Source organism: Bacillus cereus group sp. BfR-BA-01382 (assembly GCF_022663475.1).
GTDB lineage: Bacteria > Bacillota > Bacilli > Bacillales > Bacillaceae_G > Bacillus_A > Bacillus_A thuringiensis_S.
On sequence record NZ_JAKUFQ010000143.1, the window covers coordinates 1 to 10,541 of the forward strand.

Sequence of the window (10,541 nt, forward strand, 5' to 3'; positions counted from 1 at the left end):
AAGAAGAATTCGAGGTAGTCTAGCAGCTACTTTTTTATTTTGTCATTTGAATATAAGCGAGCGGACTAGCTTTATAGTACCCACTGAAATAAAGAATCATAATATAATTTGTAACAAATTATATGGAAGTGAGTTGAAAATCATGTTTTATTCATATTTTAATTCTCAAGCTGGCATGCGACCAGCGTACGGTACGTCTATAACGTATAGTGGAGCACAAAGTACAGTCCAAGCTATTCAACAAGCATTACAAATGCAACAACAAATGCAAATGCAGCAGCAAGGAGTACAACCATATTACTCATCCGTAGAGTATTTTTACCCAGTACATCATGTTACACCGTATGGAAGTTCTTTTCTTACTATTCCATATGGAACTGTATACAACTTATAACTAGTAAGGAATGAAGTGGTGTATATAAATAAGGGTGCAGGTTAATAGCGCCCTTATGAACAATAAAAATAGCTAGTCCAAACCTTATAAATCAATCTTACATAATATGTAGTAATAAGTTTGAAAGGGGAATTAGTATGTCTTGTTATTACTACTGTAAGTATTGTAAGGAGTATAAAAAGAAGCACCATGATTGTTGTAAGAACACTAGTAAGTGCCATGATAACAAGGACAATCTTGTTAGAGCATCGGCATTTAGAGCTAGAAATACTGTGAATCAAAATGTTCCTGCTAATACTTTTGTGAAAGTGTTATTTCAAAATGAACAATTTGATTTAGCGAATGAGTATAATCCAGCAACATCTATTTTTATGCCGAAGACTAAAGGAGTATATTCTATTATTGGAACGATTGGTTTCTTTCCAAACGATCCAACTTTAAATTATAGAGCGCGTGTAGAAATTCGTGTGAATGGAAACGCAGCGATAGCTATAGATAATGACTTTTTTGGTCCAATAAGTTTTGGAAATGTAGTAAGTGTTTCGACGATTGTTCAATTGAATGCAGGGGATGAAGTTGAGGTTTATGCACAAAGTAGTATAGATGGAGTTTTAAGTCCTTTAGAAGATGGTGCACATTTTGAAGTAGCAAGATTTCCTTCTCCGATTAAATAAAGTCATTAAACATTGAGTTTACAGAAGCTTAAAGGTAAATCCTCACCGAAATGGTGAGGTTTTTTTACTCTATTAAAAATAGTAACAGGTCGTCCAAGCTATTCTAATCTATATAGCATACTATATAAAAATAAGTGTAAAGGGGGACTAACTATGTCTTATTATTACTGTAAGTATTGTAAAGATTACAAAAAGGAAAGTCATGATTGTTATAGAAAAAGTAGTAAATGTGATAGGAAGTATGTAAAGGTGAAGTGTTGTGATGATAAGAAAGAGGAGTTTGTAAGGGCATCGGCATTTAGAGCTGTGAATACAGTTAATCAACCTGTTCTAGCAAATACTCCTGTTAAAGTATTATTTCAAAATGAACAATTTGATCTAGCGAATGAATATAATCCAGTAACATCCATTTTCACTCCGAAAACTAGAGGGGTATATAGTGTATTAGGAAATATAACATTTTCTCCAAATGATTTTAATGTGAATTACAGAGCTAGAGTAGAAATTCGTGTAAATGGAAATCTAGCAATAGCGATAGATAATGATTTCTTTGGAACAGGAGTATTTTTTAATAATGATGTTTCAGTAACTACTATTCTTCAATTAGAAGCAGGAGATTCAGTTGAAGTTTTTGCAGAAAGTAGTATTGCGGGCGTAATTGTACAAAATGTTAATGGTTTAAATACGGTTCACTTTGAAGCGGCAAGATTTCCTTCTCCAATTAAATAAAACAGATCATTAAATGTTTTTTAGTAGGTTTAGTTAATCCCCTTACCAAATGGTGGGGGATTATTATTGTTTTTCTAAAATATATAAGTAAACAGGTAAAAGTGTAGTTTAATTTGTAGAGGCTTTAACCTTATTCAGATAATGAAAAAAATAATATGTAAATAAGTAACATGCTTGTGAAAACTCAGTGTTAGTAAGTTTACTAGTTTTTTTATAGAACAAGAAAGACGAAATACATAAAAGATCGCATCATTACGTTTTTTCTTTACTATATAGAAATTACATATTGAACATAAATTTGTGTAGGGAATGCTAGTACACTGAAAAGAATAACATAAAGGCGATTACACTATATAAAAACAAAATCAATCCTAAGATGAGTAGTATTGGATGCAGCTTGAACATATTTGACCTCCTTGAGTACATAAAGAATTTTAATATATTGTTGGTCAATTTAGAAGGGGACGGTTACATAAAAAAAGAGCATACATAATAAGTACGCTCCAAAGAAAGATAGGTTTTATGAGTGGATAATCTCCATACGATAATATATGTCCTTTTAATAAAAACGTGTAAAAAATCAATGAATTATCAATGGAATATCATAAAATGAGTAATTTTAGTCTAGGAATGCAGTCATTTTCTTTCTCAGTTATTTTAGGTAACAAAGTTGTGAAAATCGTGCATTATGCGGACTAACAACGGGATAACGATCGTACTTCAGTTACATATTTCTTAAAGTCTGGATATTGCGTGATAGTTTGACATTTTGGGGTGCATAGTTGATTAATAATAGACACATTTGTAATTACTTCGTTACAAGGACCGAAAAATGTAACTTTTAGCTTTGAATTTGGTGGGATTTTGAACACGATAGGCTTTTTTTCCATGAAATCAGCTCCTAATATTGAGTATTATAATTTAATGGATATAGAGTCGTATTAGTATAATATGAAATTTCAGTGGATTTGCTTATAATAAAGAATTTCATAGTAGTAAAAGTGCTTAAAGATGTAAAAGGGAAATTGAGAATGCGAAATAAAATGTTTAATTAATATAATCAATAAATACGAAAATAGTTAATATAACTAATACATTTTTTAATTTGTTACATATCATGTTAGTAAGAATTGTATAAGGAGGTAGTATAAAATAGTGGAAGAAAATGTACAAGCTCAGCTTTCGCCACCGTGGATCACATATTTTAATGAATTAAAAAATTCAATAGGTGCTGATCCAACTGTTACAGTTGGGCCACTTATTCCTGTTGGTGGTAATTATATTATTTTAGTGCATGCGTTAAGTAATGAAAAAGCGAGAGCGTTAGCAACGTTTTTAAAATCTTTTGTACAATTTGGGAATGTAAGTGTGACAGTTATTGTAACGAATAATGAGAATGAAATTGTAAATCCATTTCCTTGTCCACTAGATGCATTTGAAATAGCTCATTTATTTCAAGTAGCACTAGAAAACAATCCTTATTTTGAACAAGTTGTGGTACAGCCTCAGTTCCCTGGCGGACCGAATGTTGTCTTTCCGGTGTTCACTGCGGAAGTCATTCAGTTTTTCAATGACGATATTTCTAACTTATGTCAAACGTTTACAGGTGTTGCTGCCAATGTATTTCGTGATGTAATGAATGATGAGGTTTGTGATAGCCCAATATTATTTTCTACAAGTTGTGTTATGAACAGTGAAAATACACAATTACAAAATAAAGATTTAACACCAAAATTGTTTTATTAGACTATAAAAAGACATTTTCAGTAATAGAAAATGTCTTTTTTATGCACCAATAGTGTTCAGGTTGGACAATTGTAGGTTAACAGGAATAATTTTCAATTAATTAAAATTTTTCTAAATCTCATATTTCATGGAAAGATAGTAATTTTGATTTAAGAATATATAGAAAATGAGGAATGATTTTTATTAACTGAAAGGGAATTGATACTGGAAGTTTTAAGTTAATATTATAGGAGGATTTTTTCTAATATCCGTAAAAATGATCAATACCTAAATTGATAGGATGAGACTACATAACAAATAGTAAGGTATATTTCGAATATGATAATATTTTTTGTGACATACATGTTAAAGCTAATAGAAATATTTCTGAAAGAGAATATATTTTGAAAAACAGTAACGATTCTTTTTATTTATATTATAGATAGCTAGTTTTAGAGAGATAAGGCTTACAATAAAACAAGCTATGAATAAGACATTAAAAAGGAGCTGGAATGTATGGGTTATATTGTAGATATTTCAAAATGGAATGGAACTATCAATTGGGATATTGCAGCATCTCAGCTAGATTTAGTGATAGTTAGAGTTCAAGATGGCTCTAATACGGTGGATTTTATGTATCAAAATTATGTTAGTGAAATGAAAAAGTATAGTATCCCATTCGGTAATTATGCTTTTTGCCGTTTTATATCTATTGCTGATGCAAAGAAAGAGGCACAAGATTTTTGGAATCGTGGTGATCAATCAGCTAAGTTTTGGGTGGCGGACGTAGAAGTTCAAACGATGGCAGATATGCAAGGCGGGACACAGGCATTTATTGATGAATTACGCCGTTTAGGTGCGGAAAAAGTAGGATTATATGTAGGGCATCACATGTATTTATCATTTGGAGCACGTAATATTGAAGCTGATTTCGTATGGATCCCTCGTTATGGAGGGAATAAGCCAGCATATCCATGTGATATTTGGCAATATACGGATTCAGGGAATGTTCCTGGGGTTGGGAAATGTGATCTGAATCGATTAGTAGGAAATAAGTCACTTTCTTGGTTTATAGATTCGAACAAAGCAAATCAACCTAACATAGTGTATACACAGCAACCGAATGGCATTGGTATTGCAGTTTCGAAATATCCTGATGGATACGGAATAAATTTATATGAGAACCCTATGAATCCTCAATTTACAGGTGCACTCACTCAGAAAATTCCATATTTAATCTTAACAGGTTATTGGGGAGGCGGTGAGCAAGATATGATTTGTTTAGGGAACGATAAGCAGTGGGCATATTTAAAACATTTTAAGGTGAAATGGTTTTATGCAACTTCGAAATATCCTGTCGGCTACAGAGTAAATTATTATGAAGAGCCTGAATGTATGAATTATAAAGGAAATATAGATGGATCGACATCTTTTCGAGTGTGGGATAGAGTGGGAAATGCGGTAGATATCGGGCAGAATAGTTGGATACCTGAAGAACATGTAATTATTAAGTAACTATAGAAGTTATATTTTTTTGGAGCATATAAAGAGTTTTCTTACTATACATAGTAAGAAAACTCTTTATATTTAAAAATGAAAATACATGATGCATAGTCTACTCATATGAAATGAATTACATGTAGAAAACACACTGTTTTCACAATGACTGTGTATAGTTAATTTGCATAATGATAAAAGTGAGGTATTTGAATTGAAAAAGAAAAAGATATTTATTGGAACGATTATTTCATGCTTGATGCTAGCATTATCTGCATGTGGTTCCTCAGACAACGTAGTAACATCAAAAGTAGGAAATGTTACAGAGAAAGAATTAAGTAAAGAATTACGACAACAATATGGAGAAAGTACTTTATATCAAATGATGTTAAGTAAGGCATTGCTAGATAAATATAAAGTTTCAGATGAGGAAGCAAAAAAGAAAGTAGAAGAAGCAAAAGATAAAATGGGTGAGAACTTTAAATCGACTTTAGAACAACTTGGATTGAAAAATGAAGATGAATTAAAAGAAAAAATGAAGCCAGAAATTGCATTTGAGAAAGCAATCAAAGCAACAGTTACAGAAAAAGATGTGAAAGATAACTATAAACCAGAAATGAAAGTAAGTCACATTTTAGTGAAAGATGAAAAAACGGCTAAAGAAATAAAGGAGAAAGTAAATAATGGTGAAGATTTTGCTGCCTTAGCAAAACAGTATTCAGAAGATACTGGTTCAAAGGAACAGGGCGGGGAAATATCTGGTTTTGCTCCTGGGCAAACAGTGAAAGAATTTGAGGAAGCTGCGTATAAATTAGATGCAGGCCAAGTAAGTGATCCAGTTAAAACAACTTACGGTTACCATATTATTAAAGTGACGGATAAAAAAGAATTGAAGCCATTTGATGAAGTAAAAGATAAAATTCGTAAAGATTTAGAACAACAAAGACTAGAAGATACGACAGGTAAATGGAAACAACAAGTAGTCAATGATTTATTGAAAGATGCTAATATTAAAGTGAATAATAAAGAATTTAAAGATACATTTAAATTTCTAGAAAAGAAATAATGACTGTAATCATAACTAGAAAAGGGAACTCATATAGAGTTCCCTTTTCTAATTAGTGTGTGAGTTATAAATAGATAGTAAGACAATACAATATTACATTTAAATATTAAGAATTACAATGGGAAATTATGGGTTTAAATTAAAGGAATTATAATTATTTCAATGGAAGTAGATATGATACGGTTTTCATTATGCAAGTTTGTTACATATATTTACTCTTTAATAATGGGTATCGAACATAATTTACAAAATAATACATATAATGTTTTTGAATAAATATTTAACGTGGATAATTAGTAAAAAGCTGAGCATTCGATTGGAAAGGATGTTCTTTTTAGTATGAAAATTTTAGGATAAAGAATGAATCGCTTTAAACGCGTCATTTACCATATCAATAAATTAAGGTGGAGAGAATATATGAAAGTAATCTTTCAGGGAGAGGGCGGCGCGAAAATTTTTGAGTCATATGATGAAAATATAAGTGATTTATTAGCAATATTAAAAGAAACGAAAGGGATTAAAATAGGGATGGTTAAGTATAAAGTGTTAAAGTACGAACTTAATTATTTTCGTCATCCGAAAAAATCGGATACAGAGAGAGAGTTACATATAATAGTACAACCTATGTAATAAAATATAATAATAAAAATCACTGATTCAGTTTTGCAAAGTTTCATAGAGTATGTAAGAAAAGAGAGTGTTGTAAATGTTCTCTTTTCTTATGCTTTGTGAGTTCGTTCATCATAGTATATGTTTTCAGTTATAGATGGTTAATAAACGAAAAAATTTAAAACTTTTTTGTTTGGGTAGGGATTTTATATATGAATAAATATACTATGAAGTATTTTTTATACGAATATTGGAGGAGTATAAAATGAGTTTAGCTAGTTACATAGGCTGTAATGTAGAAATTCAGTTAACGGTTCCAGATTCTAATGATGTAATTGTTTTTGGACCGTGTTTTTCAGATGAAAGTATGCTTGAAATTGTACAAGAGTATCAATTCCAAACAAATTTCACATATGAGGTTTCAACTAGTTGGGGAATTGAATTTGTCGAGTGGCAAAACGTAAAGGAAAAAAGAAGCGAAAGAAAAACTTTTAACTTTATGCAAGATTATGGAAGGCTATTTGGAAGATGGAGACTATTTCGAATTATTTAGTTGTTGGGTTGGTGATGAAGGTAAGGAATGAGTAGGGGAATTGAAATTAAAAATAAATCATTTTAATATAGATGAATTATGTATTCCAGAAAGAACATTAGTTAGGATAGAAAAATAAAATTTGAAATATTTTTTAGAAAAAGGCGATTTCACTTTGTGTGAAGTCGCTTTTTAGTTGTTATATGTATTTCATTTTACATAAGAAATGAGAAGTTTATTTGATAAAGGAAAAAGAAAGTATAGAGGTAAATAAAATTGTGTTTTTTGTTAAAAAATAATAAGTATGGCTCTTCTCAAAAGAACGTAAGTTCGTGTATAATAAGAACTAATGTTCCTTAGAGGGATAACCTAATTATAATTTAGAAGTAAATCCGAGTTTAGTGAGTATTAAAAATAACTAAGGGATAGTATGACTAAATAAATGTATAAATGATCAAGGAGATAAAAAATGAACGATGTAAAGATACAAAAAGAAGAAAGAGAGTGGGTTCCGTTTACAGTAATATCCGAACAACTTTTAAATATGAGAAAGATTATTGGAGAGAAATTAAAAGTACAAAAACCGCTTTTAACAAATGAAGCAAAAGAGAGAATTTCTGATAAATTATTAAATTCATTACTGTCTGAGAAAGAAATATTGGTAACATATTTTGAAGATGGCTACATATTAACAAGCTACATGACAGTTGTACATATTAATCCGGTAAAACAATTTGTAATTTGTACAGACGCCTTTTATAAAACTTACGTATTTAACGCTATGGATATTATTGAAATAACGTAAAAGAAGCTGAATATTAAATGGCAGCTTCTTTTATTTCTGATTTATGAAATAAATAATACAAGAAAAAGCAGCTAGCTTCGCGCTAGCTGCTGAGCCCCAGGGAAAGGGAGAAAAAGATAGGGTACTCCAAAATCAACAAGAGCTGTCAAACAGCCTGATTATAGTATAGACAAATTAAAATTTTCTATACAGAAAGTTAAACATAAGATTAGGCTGTACCCACTTGGTTTTGATCTGCAAGGTCAGAATCAAATGTATTGGTCGCGCTAACACCGCTAAAAGTATTAACAACAAAACCAACGTTTGATGCGCCGGAGCCATTATAAGCTTTCGTATTTTCTTTCGGAGAAACGTTGTAGAAATCACCTAAGTTAAATGAACCATTACTATTTTGTACAACTAAATTTCCTACAACTGATGGCATAATTTTCACCTGCTTTATAATAAGTTGTTAACATTACTATATGGAGTTATAGTCCAGATGGTTCATACAATAAAAATTGTGGGATAGTAAAACGTTTGGAGCATGGATTTCAATAAAAGTGTGTTAAAATTAATATAATAAAGTTGAGTATTTTTTTTGAAAAATTTGTATAATTAATATATATGAAAATAAAGGAGGCAAAATGTAATGAAAGATATTATGAAAAAAGTTGATTTAACAGATGCCAAATCAAGTAATCTTGTTGCACTAATTTATAGTAATGAAGTTATATTAGTTGAAGACGCATTTTGTCCAAATGAAATAAAATTAAAGTTTAATGAAATTGCAATTTTATCTGCAATTAAAACAGCTCATATTGCGAAAGTTTCTATTAGGAAAGAACTTGAAGCGCTTTTTCATGATACGGGTGTTATATTAGTGAAACAAAATGTTGATTATGGTAGTAGTCAATCTATTACCATGCATTTTGAGCAATTTAAAAAATTGCAATATGAGATTGAACATTTAAATAAAAGTATGTCATAAGGCAGCTAAATAAAGGTTCTATCATAAAGGTGGAATGTGTTGTGTTGAAAAAGTGGTTTAAAAATTATTTGGGTGAATCGCATTGTAAACATAAATATATTTTTATTAAGATGCAGGATAATGAGGATTTTAAAAAAAGGTACATTAGGTGTAGTTTATATTTACTAGTGTGAGAAATGTGGAAAAGAGAAGTTGAAATGTAAAAACAATAATGAAATAAACAATGAATTTTTAGATAGGTAGCAAAAAGTAACCATGATGGTTACTTTTTTTGTTTATGTATGCAATATCAAAACTATTACTAAAGTATGAGTTGAGTTGATACTATAGTAAATGGCTGAATAAAAATGAAGAGAGTAATATATAGGGAAGGAGGATGAGCGAAATGAAGAGAAAAGAAATTGGTAAGTCTGTAATTATTACAGGTGTGACACAAGGGTTAGGACGTGCGATGGTTGATCGATTTCATGAATTAGGGTGGAACATATATGGTTGTGGACGCTCAAAAGATAAAATTGAAGAACTAAAAAAACAGTACAGTAAAATACATGATTTCCAAGTAATTGATATTTCAGATTCTCAGCAAGTTAACAATTGGGCAAATTATATACTTAATAGACATAAGGCTCCCAATCTGATAATAAATAATGCATCGATTGTAAATCAAAATGCACAACTTTGGAAAATTACGGCTCAAGAATTTGAAAATGTAATGAATGTAAACGTGAATGGTGTAGTAAATGTAATAAGAGCGTTTGTTCCAGCAATGGTAGTTAGGAAAGAAGGGATTATCATTAATATGAGTTCTAGTTGGGGAAGAGAAGGTGAGGCTGAGCTTGCGCCATATTGTGCCTCGAAATTTGCTATTGAAGGTATCACTAAATCTATGGCCCTGGAATTACCCTATGGCATGGCTGTAGTTGCTTTAGATCCTGGAGGGAGTATTAGTACTCCAATGCTGAAGTCATGTGCTCCACAATATATAAATGAATCACCTACACCTGAAACTTGGTCACATAAAGCAATTCAATATATATTGAATATAACAATAGATAAAAATGGAGATTCGTTGACATGTCCAGCATGCATATAAAAAAGCACCTTTAAGGTGCTTTTTTATATTGGTAGTACATTATATCATTCACAAAATCACATATGAAAAATAAAATAAACGATTAAGGGTGAGATTTGTTTGTTTTGAAAGCTTTAGAAAATATTTAAATAGGTGATAAAAATGAATCCACGCGGTTTAAAAGTGACAGGGGCATGGTTTCAAGTGGGAGGGAACCTTACAGCTGCTATTGGGACGACAAGAGGATTTATTGGAGAAGAGAAAGTTGAATCGGACCTTGTTATTGTAGGGAGCTCATTACAAGCCCTCGGGTATATATTACAAATCATTGCGAGCAAGTATGATGACGGGGAAGAAAAAAGAGAAAATCAAAATATAGGCTTAGAGAATCAAAGTAAATTACTTGATAAAATAGGAATTGAGTTATTAGCATTAGGGAATATATCAAATGTAATAGGAACATATTTT

13 protein-coding genes and 2 pseudogenes are annotated in these 10,541 nt (G+C 30.8%); 13 read left to right on the top strand and 2 right to left on the bottom strand.

Translation table 11 applies throughout. The features are described 5' to 3' along the window. Positions 1-142: 142 nt before the first annotated feature. The 3 genes from MR160_RS30970 to MR160_RS30980 all read left to right on the top strand — a co-directional run bounded on the left by MR160_RS30970 (position 143) and on the right by MR160_RS30980 (position 1,797). Complete coding sequence (locus tag MR160_RS30970) at positions 143-394, top strand: DUF3947 family protein (protein ID WP_000500101.1); 252 nt, start codon at positions 143-145, stop codon at positions 392-394. Between the two features lie 137 nt (positions 395-531). Continuing rightward, on the top strand, positions 532-1,068 hold the full coding sequence (locus MR160_RS30975) for a C1q-like domain-containing protein (RefSeq protein ID WP_002162813.1): 537 nt from the start codon (positions 532-534) through the stop codon (positions 1,066-1,068). Between the two features lie 153 nt (positions 1,069-1,221). Then, complete coding sequence (locus tag MR160_RS30980; protein ID WP_086391020.1) at positions 1,222-1,797, top strand: complement C1q domain-containing protein; 576 nt, start codon at positions 1,222-1,224, stop codon at positions 1,795-1,797. Between the two features lie 695 nt (positions 1,798-2,492). Here MR160_RS30980 and MR160_RS30985 read toward each other — a convergent pair. Continuing rightward, on the bottom strand, positions 2,493-2,687 hold the full coding sequence (locus MR160_RS30985; protein WP_000412557.1) for a hypothetical protein: 195 nt from the start codon (positions 2,685-2,687) through the stop codon (positions 2,493-2,495). Between the two features lie 265 nt (positions 2,688-2,952). On the opposite strand from MR160_RS30985, the gene MR160_RS30990 reads away from it, so the two are divergent. The 6 genes and pseudogenes from MR160_RS30990 (at position 2,953) to MR160_RS31015 (ending at position 8,031) form a co-directional block, all read left to right on the top strand. Beyond that, positions 2,953-3,543: a hypothetical protein gene (locus tag MR160_RS30990; protein WP_000392278.1), complete on the top strand. Its 591-nt coding sequence runs from the start codon at positions 2,953-2,955 to the stop codon at positions 3,541-3,543. Between the two features lie 495 nt (positions 3,544-4,038). Then, entirely contained in the window at positions 4,039-5,037 is a 999-nt protein-coding gene (locus MR160_RS30995; protein WP_086391019.1) for a glycoside hydrolase family 25 protein, read from the top strand. Positions 5,038-5,233: 196 nt separating this feature from the next. Then, on the top strand, positions 5,234-6,085 hold the full coding sequence (locus MR160_RS31000; protein WP_000727339.1) for a peptidylprolyl isomerase PrsA: 852 nt from the start codon (positions 5,234-5,236) through the stop codon (positions 6,083-6,085). Positions 6,086-6,502: 417 nt separating this feature from the next. Continuing rightward, a complete protein-coding gene (locus MR160_RS31005) occupies positions 6,503-6,715 on the top strand; it encodes a hypothetical protein (protein ID WP_000864274.1) in 213 nt (70 codons plus the stop codon). Between the two features lie 244 nt (positions 6,716-6,959). Further along, positions 6,960-7,365 (top strand): annotated as a pseudogene (locus MR160_RS31010) (hypothetical protein). Between the two features lie 330 nt (positions 7,366-7,695). Continuing rightward, complete coding sequence (locus MR160_RS31015) at positions 7,696-8,031, top strand: YolD-like family protein (RefSeq protein ID WP_081143251.1); 336 nt, start codon at positions 7,696-7,698, stop codon at positions 8,029-8,031. A gap of 208 nt (positions 8,032-8,239) precedes the next feature. On the opposite strand, the gene gerPF is transcribed toward MR160_RS31015, so the two are convergent. Next, positions 8,240-8,455, bottom strand: coding sequence for a spore germination protein GerPF (gene gerPF, locus MR160_RS31020; protein ID WP_001141569.1), 216 nt, complete (start codon positions 8,453-8,455; stop codon positions 8,240-8,242). Between the two features lie 207 nt (positions 8,456-8,662). On the opposite strand from gerPF, the gene MR160_RS31025 reads away from it, so the two are divergent. From MR160_RS31025 to MR160_RS31040, 4 genes and pseudogenes are all read left to right on the top strand, one after another. Next, positions 8,663-9,001, top strand: coding sequence for a hypothetical protein (locus MR160_RS31025; protein WP_000651908.1), 339 nt, complete (start codon positions 8,663-8,665; stop codon positions 8,999-9,001). Between the two features lie 41 nt (positions 9,002-9,042). Then, positions 9,043-9,244, top strand: a pseudogene (locus MR160_RS31030) (hypothetical protein). 142 nt (positions 9,245-9,386) lie between these two features. Continuing rightward, complete coding sequence (locus MR160_RS31035; RefSeq protein ID WP_000823053.1) at positions 9,387-10,094, top strand: SDR family oxidoreductase; 708 nt, start codon at positions 9,387-9,389, stop codon at positions 10,092-10,094. 141 nt (positions 10,095-10,235) lie between these two features. Next, positions 10,236-10,541 (top strand): DUF6944 family repetitive protein (locus MR160_RS31040; protein ID WP_481746743.1); only part of this gene is annotated, 306 nt, incomplete at its 3' end.

Coding starts and splice junctions, on each gene's coding strand:
- MR160_RS30970 (WP_000500101.1), top strand. CDS start 143: ATGTTTTATTCATATTTTAATTCTCAAGCTGGCATGCGACCAGCGTAC.
- MR160_RS30975 (WP_002162813.1), top strand. CDS start 532: ATGTCTTGTTATTACTACTGTAAGTATTGTAAGGAGTATAAAAAGAAG.
- MR160_RS30980 (WP_086391020.1), top strand. CDS start 1,222: ATGTCTTATTATTACTGTAAGTATTGTAAAGATTACAAAAAGGAAAGT.
- MR160_RS30985 (WP_000412557.1), bottom strand. CDS start 2,687: ATGGAAAAAAAGCCTATCGTGTTCAAAATCCCACCAAATTCAAAGCTA.
- MR160_RS30995 (WP_086391019.1), top strand. CDS start 4,039: ATGGGTTATATTGTAGATATTTCAAAATGGAATGGAACTATCAATTGG.
- MR160_RS31005 (WP_000864274.1), top strand. CDS start 6,503: ATGAAAGTAATCTTTCAGGGAGAGGGCGGCGCGAAAATTTTTGAGTCA.
- MR160_RS31015 (WP_081143251.1), top strand. CDS start 7,696: ATGAACGATGTAAAGATACAAAAAGAAGAAAGAGAGTGGGTTCCGTTT.
- gerPF (WP_001141569.1), bottom strand. CDS start 8,455: ATGCCATCAGTTGTAGGAAATTTAGTTGTACAAAATAGTAATGGTTCA.
- MR160_RS31025 (WP_000651908.1), top strand. CDS start 8,663: ATGAAAGATATTATGAAAAAAGTTGATTTAACAGATGCCAAATCAAGT.
- MR160_RS31035 (WP_000823053.1), top strand. CDS start 9,387: ATGAAGAGAAAAGAAATTGGTAAGTCTGTAATTATTACAGGTGTGACA.